This is a genomic window from Enterobacter bugandensis, assembly GCF_900324475.1.
Taxonomy (GTDB): domain Bacteria; phylum Pseudomonadota; class Gammaproteobacteria; order Enterobacterales; family Enterobacteriaceae; genus Enterobacter; species Enterobacter bugandensis.
In genome coordinates this window covers 4,456,705-4,474,294 of the sequence record NZ_LT992502.1, presented here as the reverse complement: position 1 = coordinate 4,474,294, position 17,590 = coordinate 4,456,705, and the positions used below count along the sequence as shown (strand labels likewise).

Annotated in this window: 10 protein-coding genes, 2 tRNA genes and 3 rRNA genes; 13 read left to right on the top strand and 2 right to left on the bottom strand. The window is 55.1% G+C overall.

What is annotated here, in order from left to right; genetic code table 11:
• The first annotated feature begins 12 nt into the window (after positions 1 to 12).
• A complete protein-coding gene (gene ubiD, locus DG357_RS21700) occupies positions 13 to 1,506 on the top strand; it encodes a 4-hydroxy-3-polyprenylbenzoate decarboxylase (RefSeq protein WP_028014773.1) in 1,494 nt (497 codons plus the stop codon).
• Positions 1,507 to 1,548: 42 nt separating this feature from the next.
• On the top strand, positions 1,549 to 2,250 hold the full coding sequence (gene fre / locus DG357_RS21695; protein ID WP_028014772.1) for an NAD(P)H-flavin reductase: 702 nt from the start codon (positions 1,549 to 1,551) through the stop codon (positions 2,248 to 2,250).
• A 182-nt stretch (positions 2,251 to 2,432) separates the two neighbouring features.
• Here the strand turns inward: fre and fadA are convergent, their stop codons facing one another.
• Complete coding sequence (fadA, locus tag DG357_RS21690; RefSeq protein WP_008501515.1) at positions 2,433 to 3,596, bottom strand: acetyl-CoA C-acyltransferase FadA; 1,164 nt, start codon at positions 3,594 to 3,596, stop codon at positions 2,433 to 2,435.
• 9 nt (positions 3,597 to 3,605) lie between these two features.
• On the bottom strand, positions 3,606 to 5,795 hold the full coding sequence (gene fadB / locus DG357_RS21685) for a fatty acid oxidation complex subunit alpha FadB (RefSeq protein WP_088204710.1): 2,190 nt from the start codon (positions 5,793 to 5,795) through the stop codon (positions 3,606 to 3,608).
• A gap of 190 nt (positions 5,796 to 5,985) precedes the next feature.
• On the opposite strand from fadB, the gene pepQ reads away from it, so the two are divergent.
• The 11 genes from pepQ (at position 5,986) to birA (ending at position 17,509) form a co-directional block, all read left to right on the top strand.
• Entirely contained in the window at positions 5,986 to 7,317 is a 1,332-nt protein-coding gene (gene pepQ / locus DG357_RS21675; protein WP_088204711.1) for a Xaa-Pro dipeptidase, read from the top strand.
• Positions 7,317 to 7,931: an IMPACT family protein gene (locus tag DG357_RS21670; protein ID WP_088204712.1), complete on the top strand. Its 615-nt coding sequence runs from the start codon at positions 7,317 to 7,319 to the stop codon at positions 7,929 to 7,931. The genes pepQ and DG357_RS21670 overlap by 1 nt, the downstream gene beginning before the upstream one ends.
• Positions 7,932 to 7,971: 40 nt before the next feature.
• A complete protein-coding gene (gene trkH / locus DG357_RS21665) occupies positions 7,972 to 9,423 on the top strand; it encodes a Trk system potassium transporter TrkH (RefSeq protein WP_013099227.1) in 1,452 nt (483 codons plus the stop codon).
• 10 nt (positions 9,424 to 9,433) lie between these two features.
• Positions 9,434 to 9,979, top strand: coding sequence for a menaquinone-dependent protoporphyrinogen IX dehydrogenase (gene hemG, locus DG357_RS21660; RefSeq protein ID WP_028014767.1), 546 nt, complete (start codon positions 9,434 to 9,436; stop codon positions 9,977 to 9,979).
• A gap of 352 nt (positions 9,980 to 10,331) precedes the next feature.
• Positions 10,332 to 11,871: ribosomal RNA gene (locus tag DG357_RS21655) — 16S ribosomal RNA — on the top strand.
• Between the two features lie 70 nt (positions 11,872 to 11,941).
• Positions 11,942 to 12,018: transfer RNA gene (locus DG357_RS21650), tRNA-Ile, on the top strand.
• Positions 12,019 to 12,056: 38 nt separating this feature from the next.
• Positions 12,057 to 12,132 (top strand) — tRNA-Ala (locus DG357_RS21645).
• A gap of 170 nt (positions 12,133 to 12,302) precedes the next feature.
• Positions 12,303 to 15,207 (top strand): 23S ribosomal RNA (locus tag DG357_RS21640).
• A 74-nt stretch (positions 15,208 to 15,281) separates the two neighbouring features.
• Positions 15,282 to 15,397 (top strand): 5S ribosomal RNA (gene rrf / locus DG357_RS21635).
• The 16S, 23S and 5S rRNA genes sit together here with 2 tRNA genes alongside, the layout of an rRNA operon.
• 124 nt (positions 15,398 to 15,521) lie before the next feature.
• Complete coding sequence (gene murB / locus DG357_RS21630) at positions 15,522 to 16,550, top strand: UDP-N-acetylmuramate dehydrogenase (RefSeq protein WP_088205129.1); 1,029 nt, start codon at positions 15,522 to 15,524, stop codon at positions 16,548 to 16,550.
• Complete coding sequence (birA, locus tag DG357_RS21625) at positions 16,547 to 17,509, top strand: bifunctional biotin--[acetyl-CoA-carboxylase] ligase/biotin operon repressor BirA (RefSeq protein ID WP_088205128.1); 963 nt, start codon at positions 16,547 to 16,549, stop codon at positions 17,507 to 17,509. The genes murB and birA overlap by 4 nt, the downstream gene beginning before the upstream one ends.
• The last annotated feature ends 81 nt before the right edge of the window (positions 17,510 to 17,590 follow it).

Genomic DNA, 17,590 nt, shown 5'->3' with positions numbered 1-17,590 from the left:
TACAGAGAGGCCATGACTAACTGCATGAAATACCACGATCTCCGCGACTTCCTGACGCTGCTGGAAAAGCAGGGTGAACTGAAACGCATTACACTTCCTGTTGATCCTTATCTGGAAATGACAGAAATTGCTGACCGCACCCTACGTGCCGGTGGCCCTGCATTACTGTTTGAAAATCCAAAAGGTTACTCAATGCCGGTGCTGTGCAACCTGTTTGGCACCCCGCGTCGTGTCGCGCTGGGAATGGGACAAGAAGACGTTACCGCGCTGCGTGAAGTGGGGAAACTGCTGGCATTTCTGAAAGAGCCTGAGCCACCGAAAGGTTTCCGCGATCTGTTCGATAAGCTGCCGCAGTTTAAGCAGGTGTTGAACATGCCCACCAAACGCCTGCGCGGCGCGCCGTGTCAGCAGAAAGTGCTGGAAGGCGATGCGGTGGATCTCACCAAAATCCCTATCATGCAGTGCTGGCCTGAAGATGCTGCGCCGCTGATCACCTGGGGCCTCACCGTGACGCGCGGACCGCATAAAGAGCGGCAAAACCTAGGTATTTATCGCCAGCAGCTGATTGGCAAGAATAAGCTCATCATGCGCTGGCTGTCGCACCGCGGCGGCGCGCTGGATTTCCAGGAGTGGTGTGCTGCACATCCGGGTGAACGGTTCCCGGTGTCTGTCGCGTTAGGTGCCGATCCGGCCACCATTCTGGGGGCGGTCACGCCCGTACCGGATACGCTCTCTGAATATGCGTTTGCTGGCCTGCTGCGCGGGACTAAAACCGAGGTCGTGAAGTGTATCTCCAACGATCTCGAAGTGCCGGCCAGCGCCGAAATTGTGCTGGAAGGTTACATTGAGCAGGGTGAAATGGCGCCAGAAGGTCCATACGGCGACCACACCGGCTATTACAACGAAGTGGATAACTTCCCGGTGTTTACCGTCACGCATGTTACTCAGCGTGAAGATGCGATTTATCACTCCACCTATACTGGCCGCCCACCGGATGAACCGGCGGTGCTCGGCGTGGCGCTGAACGAAGTATTTGTGCCGATCCTGCAAAAGCAGTTCCCGGAAATCGTTGATTTTTATCTGCCGCCTGAAGGATGCTCGTATCGCATGGCGGTGGTCACGATGAAGAAGCAGTATCCCGGACATGCTAAACGCGTGATGATGGGCGTATGGTCTTTCCTGCGCCAGTTTATGTATACCAAATTTGTTATTGTCTGCGATGATGACGTTAACGCCCGTGACTGGAACGACGTTATCTGGGCGATAACCACGCGAATGGATCCTGCGCGTGATACGGTGTTAGTCGAAAATACGCCGATAGATTATCTGGATTTTGCCTCGCCGGTTTCCGGTCTTGGCTCAAAGATGGGACTGGATGCCACAAATAAATGGCCTGGCGAAACCGACCGTGAATGGGGTCGCCCGATCAAAAAAGATCCTGCTGTGACCGCGCGAATTGACGCGATCTGGGACGAACTGGCCATAATGAATAACGGTAAACCCTGAGCTGACCGTTAAGCCCTATAGACTTCCCGACAGAGAGAGCGAATGACAACCTTAAGCTGTAAAGTGACGTCGGTTGATGCTATTACCGACACCGTATATCGCGTCCGTTTGGTTCCTGAAGCGGCATTCTCATTCCGTGCCGGCCAGTACCTGATGGTGGTGATGGATGAGCGTGATAAGCGTCCTTTCTCTATGGCCTCTACGCCAGCAGAGCAGGAATTTATTGAGCTGCATATTGGTGCGTCTGAGCTTAACCTGTACGCGATGGCCGTGATGGACCGCATCCTGAAAGAGCGTGAGATTGTGGTCGACATTCCTCACGGCGATGCGTGGTTGCGTGATGACGAAGACCGTCCGCTGATTCTGATCGCGGGCGGTACGGGCTTCTCCTATGTGCGCTCTATTCTGTTGACCGCGCTGGCGCGTAATCCAGACCGTGACATCACCATCTACTGGGGCGGCCGTGAAGAGAAGCACCTGTACGACCTGTCTGAACTGGAAGCGCTGAGCGTTAACCATCCTAACCTGCGCATTGAGCCAGTGGTCGAGCAGCCGGAAGAGGGCTGGCGTGGACGTAGCGGGACGGTGCTGACGGCGGTACTGCAGGATCACGGCACGCTGGCGGGACATGATATCTACATTGCAGGCCGTTTCGAGATGGCGAAAATTGCCCGCGACCTGTTCTGTAACGAACGCGATGCGCGTGAAGATCGCCTGTTTGGCGATGCGTTTGCCTTCATTTAAATAAAAAACCCGCCCCTGACAGGCGGGAAGAACGGCAACTAAACTGTCTCTCTTCGCCAATGACGCCATAACTGCGTTGGCTGCGCTCGTTCACCCGAATCACTTACTAATGTAAGCTCATCGGGATTCGCTCGCTTGCCGCCTTGTTCTGACGTCATTGGCTTTGAGATACTTTTCCTTACTTACACTCTCTCAAACACCGTCGCGATACCCTGACCCAGGCCGATACACATCGTTGCCAGACCAAACTGGGCATCTTTGCGTTCCATCAGGTTAATCAGCGTCGTGCTGATACGCGCCCCGGAACAGCCCAGCGGGTGACCGAGGGCGATCGCGCCGCCGTTGAGGTTAATCTTCTCGTCGATCTGCTCCATCAGCCCCAGATCTTTAATGCACGGCAGGATCTGCGCGGCAAACGCTTCGTTCATCTCGAACAGATCGATATCGCTGGCAGTTAAGCCCGCTTTTTTCAGCGCCAGCTTCGAGGCCGGAACCGGGCCGTAACCCATGATTGAAGGATCGCAGCCCACCACCGCCATCGAACGCACGCGAGCGCGTGGCGTCAGGCCCAATTCGCGGGCGCGGCTTTCGCTCATCACCAGCATCGCGGCGGCACCGTCGGACAGCGCCGACGACGTCCCTGCCGTTACCGTACCGGTGACCGGATCAAATGCCGGACGCAGGGTAGAAAGCGCTTCGACCGTCGTTTCCGGACGAATGACTTCGTCGTAGCTGAACTGCTTCAGTACGCCGTCTGCATCGTGGCCCCCGGTCGGGATGATCTCATTCTTGAAGGCACCGGACTGCGTGGCGGCCCAGGCGCGGGCGTGAGAGCGCGCGGCAAAAGCATCCTGCATTTCACGACTGATGCCGTGCAGGCGGGAGAGCATCTCGGCGGTAAGGCCCATCATGCCTGCGGCTTTCGCCACGTTGCGGCTCATGCCCGGATGGAAATCGACCCCGTGGCTCATCGGCACATGGCCCATGTGTTCAACGCCGCCGACCAGACAGGCCTGCGCATCGCCGGTCATGATCATGCGCGCTGCGTCGTGCAGGGCCTGCATCGACGAACCGCACAGGCGGTTGACGGTAACGGCCGGAACCGAATGCGGGATCTCCGCCAGCAGCGACGCGTTGCGGGCGATGTTGAAGCCCTGCTCCAGCGTTTGCTGCACGCAGCCCCAGTAGATATCGTCGAGCGCTGCTGGGTCCAGCGCGGGGTTACGCGCCAGCAGGCTACGCATCAGGTGCGCGGAGAGGTCTTCCGCGCGCACGTTACGGAACGCACCGCCTTTTGAACGGCCCATCGGGGTGCGAATCGCATCAACAATGACAACCTTTTCCATTGTGACTCCTTAAGCCGTTTTCAGCGCGCCAACCGGACGGGCTGGCTCAACTGCTGGATAGTAGGGTTCGTTATGGCGCGCTTTGTTACGCAGCCCTTCCGGCACTTCATAAAGCGGACCGAGGTGCTGATACTGCTGCGCCATATCGAGATAGCGGGCGCTGCCGAGCGTATCCAGCCAGCGGAACGCGCCGCCGTGGAACGGAGGGAAGCCCAGGCCATATACCAACGCCATATCCGCTTCTGCCGGGCTGGCGATAATGCCTTCTTCCAGGCAACGGACCACTTCGTTGATCATAGGAATCATCATGCGGGCAATAATTTCGTCGTCGGTGAAGTCGCGTTTCGGCTGGCATACCTCGGCCAGCAGGCCATCCACCGCCGCATCTTCTTCTTTCTTCGGTTTGCCTTTGCTGTCTTCTTTATAACGCCAGAAGCCCAGACCGTTTTTCTGACCGAAGCGGTTGGCGTCAAACAGCGCGTCAATAGCGTCGCGATAGTCTTTCTGCATGCGCTGCGGGAAGCCCGCCGCCATGACGGCCTGCGCGTGGTGGGCGGTATCAATGCCGACGACGTCTAGCAGATACGCCGGGCCCATCGGCCAGCCGAACTGTTTTTCCATTACTTTGTCGATTTTGCGGAAGTCCGCGCCGTCGCGCAGCAGTTGGCTGAAGCCGGCGAAGTACGGGAACAGCACGCGGTTCACAAAGAAGCCTGGGCAGTCATTAACGACGATCGGCGTTTTACCCATCTTGCTTGCCCACGCCACGACTTTAGCGATGGTTTCGTCAGAGGTTTTTTCCCCGCGGATCACTTCGACCAGCGGCATACGATGTACCGGGTTGAAGAAGTGCATACCGCAGAAGTTTTCCGGACGCTTCAGCACGCTCGCCAGTTCGCTGATTGGAATGGTGGAGGTGTTAGAGGCCAGCACGGTATCCGGGCGAACCTTGTCTTCCGTTTCCGCCAGCACCGCTTTTTTGACCTTCGGGTTCTCGACGACGGCTTCGACCACCACGTCGACACGATCAAAACCGCTGTATTCCAGCACGGGCTGGATGGTGGAGATCACGCCTGCGAGCTTCAGCCCGTCAATTTTGCCGCGCTCAAGCTGTTTGTTCAGCAGCTTGGCCGCTTCGGTCATGCCCAGCGTCAGGGATTTCTCGTTGATGTCTTTCATCACTACCGGCACGCCTTTCCAGGCCGACTGGTAAGCGATGCCGCCGCCCATAATACCGGCGCCGAGTACCGCCGCGTGTTTTGGCGTCTCAACGTTTTTGGTCAGCTGTTTGGCTTTGCCCTTCACGAACTGATCGTTGAGGAAGATACCAACCAGCGCGCGGGCTTCATTGGTGTGCGCCAGCGGAACAAAGCTCTGGTTTTCCAGCTTCAGGGCTTCGTCGCGGCCAAAGCGGGCTGCCGCTTCAATGGTTTTCACCGCCGTGATTGGCGCCGGGTAGTGTTTACCCGCCGTCTGCATCACCATGCCTTTGGCGATGGTGAAGCTCATGGTGGCTTCAATCTTGCTGAGCTTTAACGGCTCCAGCTTCGGCTGACGTTTGGCTTTCCAGTCCAGATCACCGTTAATCGCCTGACGCAGAATGGCGAGTGCACCTTCAACCAGCTTCTCTGGTTTCACGACGCCGTCGACCAGGCCGATTTTCTGCGCCTGTTCTGCACCCACGTCTTTACCAGCGGCAATGATTTCCAGGGCGCTATCGGCGCCCAGCATGCGCGGCATACGCACGGAACCGCCAAAGCCCGGCATGATGCCCAGCTTGGTTTCCGGCAGGCCGATACGCAGGTCCGGCGTCGCCAGACGGTAGTCGGTCGCCAGCACGCACTCGCAGCCGCCACCCAGCGCGTAGCCGTTCACGGCAGAGATCGTTGGAACAGGCAGATCTTCCAGACGATTAAAGACGCTGTTGGCAAAGTGCAGCCACTGGCTCAGCTGTTCTTCCGGAACCTGGAACAGCGAAAGAAATTCGGTGATATCGGCACCGACAATAAAGGCCGCTTTGTTCGAACGCAGCAGCAGCCCTTTTAATTCAGATTGCTTTTCAAGTACTTCCAGCGCCTGGCCAAGACTGGCCACCGTCGCGGTATCAAGCTTATTCACTGAGCCGGGGGCATCGAACACCAGTTCGGCAATGCCATCTTCCAGCCAGTTGAGGTACAGGGTGTCGCCTTTGTAAAGCATGTCAGTCTCCTGAATCCAGCAAGTGGATCTGGTCATACCAGATGAGACGGAGTGTGGAATTTATGTTAATAAAATGCAAATTACTCATTAAGAAATTGCTGCGTTGATCACGGTCGGTGGAAATCACGCAGCCGGAGTGAGGTGTGCTAAGATGCGATGACTTGAGGTCAAAAAAACGAAAGGAAGAATGATGGACTCACTGGCTTCGCTTTATAAAAATCATATCGTTACCCTACAGGAACGTACCCGCGATGTACTGGCCCGCTTCAAGCTGGATGCTCTTCTGATCCACTCCGGCGAGCTGATGAATACTTTTCTTGATGACCACGCCTATCCGTTTAAGGTTAACCCGCAGTTAAAAGCCTGGGTGCCGGTGACACAGGTTCCGAATTGCTGGCTGCTGGTGGACGGCGTGAACAAGCCGAAACTGTGGTTCTACCTGCCGGTTGATTACTGGCACAACGTCGAACCGCTGCCGACCTCTTTCTGGACCGAAGAAATTGAGGTGATCGCCCTGCCAAAAGCGGACGGCATTGGCAGCCAGCTGCCAGCTGCGCGCGGCAACATCGGCTACATTGGCCCTGTACCTGAACGTGCGCTCGGTCTGGATATTCCGGCAGACAAACTCAATCCGAAAGGCGTGCTGGATTACCTGCACTATTACCGCGCGTATAAAACCGACTATGAACTCTACTGCATGCGTGAAGCGCAAAAAACGGCGGTGAATGGTCACCGCGCCGCGCACGAAGCGTTCCAGTCAGGCATGAGCGAGTTCGATATCAACCTGGCCTACCTGACCGCAACCGGTCATCGTGACACCGACGTACCGTACAGCAACATCGTCGCGCTGAATGAGCATGCGTCTGTTCTCCACTACACCAAACTGGATCATCAGGTTCCGTCTGAGATGCGCAGCTTCCTGCTGGACGCAGGCGCAGAGTACAACGGCTATGCGGCCGATCTGACCCGCACCTGGGCGGCGAATGCGGATACCGATTTTGCGCAGCTTATTAAGGACGTAAACGACGAACAGCTGGCATTGATTGGCACCATGAAGGCCGGAACCAGCTACGTGGATTACCACATCCAGTTCCATCAGCGCATTGCCAAACTGCTGCGTAAGCATCAGATTGTGAAAGACATGAGCGAAGAGGCGATGGTCGAAAACGACCTGACTGGACCATTCATGCCGCACGGTATCGGCCACCCGCTGGGCCTGCAGGTTCACGACGTTGCGGGCTTCATGCAGGATGATACCGGCACGCACCTGGCGGCACCGTCTAAATATCCTTACCTGCGCTGCACCCGTATTCTTGAGCCGCGCATGGTATTGACCATCGAGCCGGGGATCTACTTTATTGAATCCCTGCTGGCGCCGTGGCGTGAAGGGCAGTTCAGCAAGCACTTCAACTGGGAAAAAATCGACGCGCTGAAACCGTTTGGCGGCATTCGTATCGAAGATAACGTGGTGGTTCACGAGAACGGTATCGAGAATATGACGCGAGACCTGAAGCTGGCCTGATGGAAAGCTGGCTGATACCGGCTGAACCGGTCACCTTTGTTGAGGAAATCAAGAAAAGCCGCTTTATTACGCTGCTGGCGCACACCGACGGCGTAGAGGCGGCGAAAGCGTTTGTCGAGTCCGTTCGCGCGGAGCACCCTGACGCACGTCACCACTGCGTGGCGTGGGTGGCAGGGCCACCGGACGATTCGCAACAGCTCGGTTTTTCCGACGACGGTGAACCGGCGGGCACAGCCGGTAAACCCATGCTCTCCCAGCTGATGGGTAGCGGCGTGGGTGAAATTACCGCCGTGGTGGTGCGCTACTACGGCGGCATCCTGTTGGGCACGGGCGGGCTGGTTAAAGCGTATGGCGGTGGAGTGCAGCAGGCACTGAATATCCTGACGGCCACCCGCAAAACGCCGCTCACCGAATATACTTTATTGTGCGATTACGCTCAGCTATCGGGCATTGAAACACTGCTCAAACAATTTAACGGCGTGATTGCGCACAGTGATTACCAGGCAATGGTGCAATTACGCGTGGCGCTTCCTCAGGCAGAACTGGCTGCTTTTTCAGCAAAACTGGCTGATTTCAGTCGCGGTTCGTTGCAATTGCTGCCGATTGAAGAATAATCCCCACCTCACTTTTTGAATACCAAAGGAAGCGGCAGAGATGCATTTTCGTGCCATAACCCGAATCGTTGGACTGCTGGTCATACTCTTTTCGGGGACGATGATTCTCCCTGGACTGGTGGCGCTTATCTACCGGGACGGCGCGGGGCGGGCTTTTACCCAGACCTTCTTTGTCGCGCTGGCGATCGGCTCGCTGCTGTGGTGGCCGAACCGTCGTCAGAAAGGTGAGCTGAAATCTCGCGAAGGCTTTCTGATTGTGGTCCTGTTCTGGACGGTGCTGGGAAGCGTCGGTTCGCTGCCCTTTATCTTCTCTGAGCAGCCTAACCTCAGCATCACGGATGCCTTTTTTGAATCGTTTTCTGGTTTAACGACCACTGGTGCGACGACGCTGGTGGGGCTGGATTCGTTACCCCACGCTATTCTCTTTTATCGCCAGATGCTGCAGTGGTTCGGGGGGATGGGGATCATCGTCCTGGCGGTGGCCATCCTGCCGATTCTGGGCGTCGGGGGGATGCAGCTGTACAGGGCTGAAATGCCGGGGCCGCTGAAAGATAATAAGATGCGCCCGCGTATTGCCGAGACGGCGAAAACCCTGTGGCTGATTTATGTTTTGCTGACGGTAGCCTGCGCGCTGGCGCTGTGGTTTGCCGGGATGCCTGCCTTCGATGCTATCGGGCACAGCTTCGCGACGATTGCCATTGGCGGGTTCTCCACTCACGATGCCAGCGTGGGGTACTTCGACAGCCCAACGATTAACACCATCATTGCGATTTTCCTGCTGATCTCCGGCTGTAACTACGGCCTGCACTTCTCTTTACTGAGCGGACGTAGCCTGAAGGTGTACTGGCGCGATCCTGAGTTTCGCATGTTCATTGGCGTCCAGCTTACCCTGGTCGTCATCTGCACCCTGGTGCTGTGGTTCCATGATGTTTACAACTCGGCGCTGACCACGCTCAATCAGGCGTTTTTCCAGGTGGTGTCGATGGCGACGACCGCCGGGTTTACCACGGACAGCATCGCGCGCTGGCCGCTGTTCCTGCCGGTACTTCTGCTGTGCTCCGCGTTTATCGGCGGCTGCGCCGGGTCGACGGGCGGTGGTCTGAAGGTGATTCGTATTCTGCTCCTGTTCAAGCAGGGGAACCGTGAGCTGAAGCGCCTGGTCCACCCGAATGCGGTCTACAGCATTAAGCTGGGGAACCGCGCGCTACCGGAACGTATCCTCGAAGCGGTGTGGGGGTTCTTCTCGGCGTATGCGCTGGTCTTTATCGTCAGCATGCTGGCGATCATCGCGACGGGAGTGGATGATTTCTCCGCCTTTGCGTCCGTCGTCGCAACACTGAACAACCTCGGGCCTGGCCTGGGGGTTGTGGCGGATAACTTTGCCAGCATGAACCCGGTTGCGAAATGGATCCTTATTGCCAATATGCTGTTTGGTCGTCTTGAGGTCTTTACGCTGCTGGTGCTGTTCACCCCAACATTCTGGCGCGAATAAGGAGCCGTTGATGAAAACACTGATTCTTTTCTCTACGCGAGACGGACAAACGCGTGAGATTGCCGCTTATCTGGCATCGGAATTAAAAGAGCTGGGGATATACTCGGACGTGGTAAACCTGAATCGCGCGGAGGAGATTGCCTGGCAGGAGTACGATCGCGTGGTGATTGGCGCCTCCATTCGTTACGGACACTTCCATCCGGCGTTAGATCGCTTTGTGAAAAAGCATACGGCGGTACTCAACACATTGCCGGGCGCGTTTTACTCGGTCAATCTGGTTGCCCGTAAAGCTGAGAAGCGTACGCCGCAGACCAACAGCTACACGCGCAAATTTTTGCTCGGCTCGCCGTGGCAGCCAGACCTGTGCGCCGTCTTTGCCGGTGCGCTACGCTATCCTCGCTACCGCTGGTATGACCGCTTCATGATCCGCCTGATAATGAAGATGACGGGTGGCGAAACCGATACGCGTAAAGAAGTGGTTTATACCGACTGGTCGCAGGTGGCCAGTTTTGCGCGGGAAATTGCCCATTTAGCGGGCGATTCGCGACTTAAATAAGCGTTAAGTTTGAAAAGTGAGCGAACGAAAAGTTTTTTGTATTTTGTGCTTGTCACTTCAGAATAACTCCCTATAATGCGCCTCCACTGACACGGAACAACGGCACACACGCCGCCGGGTCAGCAGAGAAAAGCGAAATAAACGCTTGACTCTGAAGCGGGAAAGCGTAATATGCACACCCCGCGCCGCAGCGAAAACGAAGCGGCACTGCTCTTTAACAATTTATCAGACAATCTGTGTGGGCACTCAAAGTGACATGGATTCTTAACGTCCTCGGACGAAAAATGAATACCAAGTCTCTGAGTGAACATACGTAATTCATTACGAAGTTTAATTCACGAGCATCAAACTTAAATTGAAGAGTTTGATCATGGCTCAGATTGAACGCTGGCGGCAGGCCTAACACATGCAAGTCGAACGGTAGCACAGAGAGCTTGCTCTCGGGTGACGAGTGGCGGACGGGTGAGTAATGTCTGGGAAACTGCCTGATGGAGGGGGATAACTACTGGAAACGGTAGCTAATACCGCATAATGTCGCAAGACCAAAGAGGGGGACCTTCGGGCCTCTTGCCATCAGATGTGCCCAGATGGGATTAGCTAGTAGGTGGGGTAACGGCTCACCTAGGCGACGATCCCTAGCTGGTCTGAGAGGATGACCAGCCACACTGGAACTGAGACACGGTCCAGACTCCTACGGGAGGCAGCAGTGGGGAATATTGCACAATGGGCGCAAGCCTGATGCAGCCATGCCGCGTGTATGAAGAAGGCCTTCGGGTTGTAAAGTACTTTCAGCGGGGAGGAAGGCGATAAGGTTAATAACCTTGTCGATTGACGTTACCCGCAGAAGAAGCACCGGCTAACTCCGTGCCAGCAGCCGCGGTAATACGGAGGGTGCAAGCGTTAATCGGAATTACTGGGCGTAAAGCGCACGCAGGCGGTCTGTCAAGTCGGATGTGAAATCCCCGGGCTCAACCTGGGAACTGCATTCGAAACTGGCAGGCTAGAGTCTTGTAGAGGGGGGTAGAATTCCAGGTGTAGCGGTGAAATGCGTAGAGATCTGGAGGAATACCGGTGGCGAAGGCGGCCCCCTGGACAAAGACTGACGCTCAGGTGCGAAAGCGTGGGGAGCAAACAGGATTAGATACCCTGGTAGTCCACGCCGTAAACGATGTCGACTTGGAGGTTGTGCCCTTGAGGCGTGGCTTCCGGAGCTAACGCGTTAAGTCGACCGCCTGGGGAGTACGGCCGCAAGGTTAAAACTCAAATGAATTGACGGGGGCCCGCACAAGCGGTGGAGCATGTGGTTTAATTCGATGCAACGCGAAGAACCTTACCTACTCTTGACATCCAGAGAACTTAGCAGAGATGCTTTGGTGCCTTCGGGAACTCTGAGACAGGTGCTGCATGGCTGTCGTCAGCTCGTGTTGTGAAATGTTGGGTTAAGTCCCGCAACGAGCGCAACCCTTATCCTTTGTTGCCAGCGGTTAGGCCGGGAACTCAAAGGAGACTGCCAGTGATAAACTGGAGGAAGGTGGGGATGACGTCAAGTCATCATGGCCCTTACGAGTAGGGCTACACACGTGCTACAATGGCGCATACAAAGAGAAGCGACCTCGCGAGAGCAAGCGGACCTCATAAAGTGCGTCGTAGTCCGGATTGGAGTCTGCAACTCGACTCCATGAAGTCGGAATCGCTAGTAATCGTGGATCAGAATGCCACGGTGAATACGTTCCCGGGCCTTGTACACACCGCCCGTCACACCATGGGAGTGGGTTGCAAAAGAAGTAGGTAGCTTAACCTTCGGGAGGGCGCTTACCACTTTGTGATTCATGACTGGGGTGAAGTCGTAACAAGGTAACCGTAGGGGAACCTGCGGTTGGATCACCTCCTTACCTTAAAGAACCTGCCTTTGCAGTGCTCACACAGATTGTCTGATGAAAAACAGCAGTAAAAAACCTCTACAGGCTTGTAGCTCAGGTGGTTAGAGCGCACCCCTGATAAGGGTGAGGTCGGTGGTTCAAGTCCACTCAGGCCTACCAAATTTGCAAAGCAAATTTGAAGAGGTTGGCAAAACGATGGGGCTATAGCTCAGCTGGGAGAGCGCCTGCTTTGCACGCAGGAGGTCTGCGGTTCGATCCCGCATAGCTCCACCATCTTTTACTGCGAACACAAGAAAACTTCAGAGTGAACCTGAAAAGGTGCACTGCGAAGTTTTGCTCTTTAAAAATCTGGATCAAGCTGAAAATTGAAACGACACATCTTAATGGTGTGTTCGAGTCTCTCAAATTTTCGCAATCAGAAGTGAAACATCTTCGGGTTGTGAGGTTAAGCGACTAAGCGTACACGGTGGATGCCCTGGCAGTCAGAGGCGATGAAGGACGTGCTAATCTGCGAAAAGCGACGGCGAGGTGATATGAACCTTTGACCCGTCGATGTCCGAATGGGGAAACCCAGTGTGATCCGTCACACTATCGTTAACTGAATACATAGGTTAACGAGGCGAACCGGGGGAACTGAAACATCTAAGTACCCCGAGGAAAAGAAATCAACCGAGATTCCCCCAGTAGCGGCGAGCGAACGGGGAGCAGCCCGGAGTCTGAATCAGCTTGTGTGTTAGTGGAAGCGTCTGGAAAGTCGCACGGTACAGGGTGACAGTCCCGTACACGAAAATGCACAGGTTGTGAACTCGAAGAGTAGGGCGGGACACGTGGTATCCTGTCTGAATATGGGGGGACCATCCTCCAAGGCTAAATACTCCTGACTGACCGATAGTGAACCAGTACCGTGAGGGAAAGGCGAAAAGAACCCCGGCGAGGGGAGTGAAAAAGAACCTGAAACCGTGTACGTACAAGCAGTGGGAGCACCTTCGTGGTGTGACTGCGTACCTTTTGTATAATGGGTCAGCGACTTATATTCTGTAGCAAGGTTAACCGTATAGGGGAGCCGCAGGGAAACCGAGTCTTAACTGGGCGTTAAGTTGCAGGGTATAGACCCGAAACCCGGTGATCTAGCCATGGGCAGGTTGAAGGTTGGGTAACACTAACTGGAGGACCGAACCGACTAATGTTGAAAAATTAGCGGATGACCTGTGGCTGGGGGTGAAAGGCCAATCAAACCGGGAGATAGCTGGTTCTCCCCGAAAGCTATTTAGGTAGCGCCTCGTGAACTCATCTTCGGGGGTAGAGCACTGTTTCGGCTAGGGGGCCATCCCGGCTTACCAACCCGATGCAAACTACGAATACCGAAGAATGTTATCACGGGAGACACACGGCGGGTGCTAACGTCCGTCGTGAAGAGGGAAACAACCCAGACCGCCAGCTAAGGTCCCAAAGTCATGGTTAAGTGGGAAACGATGTGGGAAGGCACAGACAGCCAGGATGTTGGCTTAGAAGCAGCCATCATTTAAAGAAAGCGTAATAGCTCACTGGTCGAGTCGGCCTGCGCGGAAGATGTAACGGGGCTAAACCATGCACCGAAGCTGCGGCAGCGACGCTTATGCGTTGTTGGGTAGGGGAGCGTTCTGTAAGCCGTCGAAGGTGTGCTGTGAGGCATGCTGGAGGTATCAGAAGTGCGAATGCTGACATAAGTAACGATAAAGCGGGTGAAAAGCCCGCTCGCCGGAAGACCAAGGGTTCCTGTCCAACGTTAATCGGGGCAGGGTGAGTCGACCCCTAAGGCGAGGCCGAAAGGCGTAGTCGATGGGAAACAGGTTAATATTCCTGTACTTGGTGTTACTGCGAAGGGGGGACGGAGAAGGCTATGTCAGCCGGGCGACGGTTGTCCCGGTTTAAGCGTGTAGGTGTGTGTTCCAGGCAAATCCGGTTCACTTTAACACTGAGGCGTGATGACGAGGCACTACGGTGCTGAAGTGATAAATGCCCTGCTTCCAGGAAAAGCCTCTAAGCATCAGGTAACACGAAATCGTACCCCAAACCGACACAGGTGGTCAGGTAGAGAATACCAAGGCGCTTGAGAGAACTCGGGTGAAGGAACTAGGCAAAATGGTGCCGTAACTTCGGGAGAAGGCACGCTGATATGTAGGTGAAGTCCCTGCGGACGGAGCTGAAATCAGTCGAAGATACCAGCTGGCTGCAACTGTTTATTAAAAACACAGCACTGTGCAAACACGAAAGTGGACGTATACGGTGTGACGCCTGCCCGGTGCCGGAAGGTTAATTGATGGGGTTAGCGGCAACGCGAAGCTCTTGATCGAAGCCCCGGTAAACGGCGGCCGTAACTATAACGGTCCTAAGGTAGCGAAATTCCTTGTCGGGTAAGTTCCGACCTGCACGAATGGCGTAATGATGGCCAGGCTGTCTCCACCCGAGACTCAGTGAAATTGAACTCGCTGTGAAGATGCAGTGTACCCGCGGCAAGACGGAAAGACCCCGTGAACCTTTACTATAGCTTGACACTGAACACTGGTCCTTGATGTGTAGGATAGGTGGGAGGCTTTGAAGCGTGGACGCCAGTCTGCGTGGAGCCGTCCTTGAAATACCACCCTTTAATGGCTGGTGTTCTAACGTGGACCCGTGATCCGGGTTGCGGACAGTGTCTGGTGGGTAGTTTGACTGGGGCGGTCTCCTCCCAAAGAGTAACGGAGGAGCACGAAGGTTAGCTAATCCTGGTCGGACATCAGGAGGTTAGTGCAATGGCATAAGCTAGCTTGACTGCGAGAGTGACGGCTCGAGCAGGTGCGAAAGCAGGTCATAGTGATCCGGTGGTTCTGAATGGAAGGGCCATCGCTCAACGGATAAAAGGTACTCCGGGGATAACAGGCTGATACCGCCCAAGAGTTCATATCGACGGCGGTGTTTGGCACCTCGATGTCGGCTCATCACATCCTGGGGCTGAAGTAGGTCCCAAGGGTATGGCTGTTCGCCATTTAAAGTGGTACGCGAGCTGGGTTTAGAACGTCGTGAGACAGTTCGGTCCCTATCTGCCGTGGGCGCTGGAGAATTGAGGGGGGCTGCTCCTAGTACGAGAGGACCGGAGTGGACGCATCACTGGTGTTCGGGTTGTCATGCCAATGGCACTGCCCGGTAGCTAAATGCGGAAGAGATAAGTGCTGAAAGCATCTAAGCACGAAACTTGCCCCGAGATGAGTTCTCCCTGAGACTTTAAGTCTCCTGAAGGAACGTTGAAGACGACGACGTTGATAGGCCGGGTGTGTAAGCGCAGCGATGCGTTGAGCTAACCGGTACTAATGAACCGTGAGGCTTAACCTTACAACGCCGAAGATGTTTTGGCGGTGAGAGACAGAACAATCAACTTTCAGCCTGATACAGATTAACAGAATTTGCCTGGCGGCTTTAGCGCGGTGGTCCCACCTGACCCCATGCCGAACTCAGAAGTGAAACGCCGTAGCGCCGATGGTAGTGTGGGGTCTCCCCATGTGAGAGTAGGGAACTGCCAGGCATCAAATAAGTGAAGAGGCCATCCGAAAGGATGGCCTTTTTGCGTTTCTGCGCTGCACAAACTAATCCCCCAACGCCCTGCTTATACGGTAAACTACCTGCGTTTTTGCATCAGGATAGCGTCTATGAACCACTCCCTTAAGCCCTGGAATACCTTTGGCATTCAACGTAATGCTAATCAAATTGTACGTGCCGATACTGCACAGCAGCTGCTGGATGCATGGCAAAGCGCAACAGAAAATAACGAACCCGTACTGATTCTGGGCGAAGGAAGCAATGTCCTGTTTCTCGACGATTATGCGGGAACGGTGATCGTTAACCGCATCATGGGCATTGGTGTGGAAGAGTATGCCGATAGCTGGCATCTGCACGTGGGGGCCGGAGAAAACTGGCATCAGCTGGTGCAATTTACCCTCGAAAAAGGGATGCCGGGTCTGGAAAACCTGGCGCTGATCCCAGGCTGCGCCGGATCGTCACCCATCCAAAACATCGGTGCCTACGGCATCGAACTGAAACATGTCTGTGAATATGTCGACTGCATCGAACTGGCGACCGGAACGGCTAAGCGCTTAACGGCAGAACAGTGTCGGTTTGGCTATCGTGACAGTATCTTCAAGCATGAATATCAGGATCGCTACGTGATTGTCGCCGTGGGCCTGCGTCTGCCAAAGAACTGGCAGCCGGTGCTGACCTATGGCGATTTAACGCGTCTCGATCCGGCAACCGTCACTCCCCGCGACGTATTTGACTCAGTTTGCCATATGCGAATGACCAAACTTCCCGATCCGAAAGTAAACGGAAATGCAGGAAGCTTCTTCAAAAATCCGGTTATTAGCAGCGAAAATGCAAAAGCCTTTCTTGAAGGATGGCCCACTGCGCCACATTATCCTCAGGCAGATGGCAGCGTGAAGCTGGCCGCTGGCTGGCTGATCGATCAATGCCAGTTAAAAGGCACGTCCGTAGGTGGCGCTGCCGTTCACCAGCAGCAGGCTCTGGTACTGATTAATCAATGCGATGCGACCAGCGATGATGTTGTACAGCTGGCGCATTATGTTCGTCAACGTGTGGGCGAAAAGTTTAACGTCTGGCTGGAGCCAGAAGTCCGCTTCATTGGCCGCACAGGTGAAGTGAATGCCGTGGAGACCATTGCGTGAAGGACAATACCATTCCGTTAACCCTGATTAGCATCCTTGCTGACGGGGAGTTTCACTCTGGCGAACAGCTGGGCGAGCAGCTGGGCATGAGCCGTGCCGGCATTAACAAGCATATCCAGACGCTTCGCGACTGGGGCGTCGATGTGTTCACGGTGCCGGGAAAAGGCTACAGCCTGCCGGAGCCAATTCAATTGCTGAATGAAGACGTCATCCGCAGCCAGCTTGGATACGGCAACGTTGCGGTGCTGCCGGTGATTGATTCGACGAACCAGTACCTTATGGATCGGCTGAGCGAACTCTCGTCCGGCGATGCCTGTGTTGCTGAATACCAGCAGGCCGGTCGTGGCCGTCGCGGTCGCAAATGGTTCTCGCCATTTGGCGCCAATCTCTATCTGTCCATGTACTGGCGTCTGGAGCAGGGGCCTGCCGCAGCCATTGGCCTAAGTCTGGTCATTGGTATCGTCATGGCGGAAGTGCTGCACGATCTGGGTGCCGATCGGGTCCGCGTTAAGTGGCCAAACGATCTGTACCTTAACGATCGTAAACTTGCCGGTATTCTGGTCGAACTGACGGGTAAAACCGGTGATGCGGCGCAAATTGTTATTGGCGCGGGCCTCAATATGGTGATGCGTACTGTCCAGGATGATGTGGTGAATCAGGCCTGGACCAATCTCCAGGAGGCGGGGATCGTCATCGATCGTAACACCCTTGCCGTGCGCATGATAAAAGAGCTGCGCAGTTCACTCACGCTTTTTGAACAGGAAGGCCTGGCACCGTTCCTGTCTCGTTGGGAAAAGCTGGATAACTTCATCAACCGTCCGGTGAAGCTGCTGATTGGTGATAAAGAGATTTACGGCATTTCCCGCGGTATTGACGCACAGGGCGCGCTACTTCTGGAGCAGGATGGCGCGCTCAAGCCCTGGGTGGGCGGTGAGATTTCCCTGCGAAGCGCCGAATAACCGGATGGAGTAAACGATGCGACAATCCGTCTGCGCTACCCTGGCATTTAACGATGGGGCAGCCTTCCGGAGAGCCCGAAA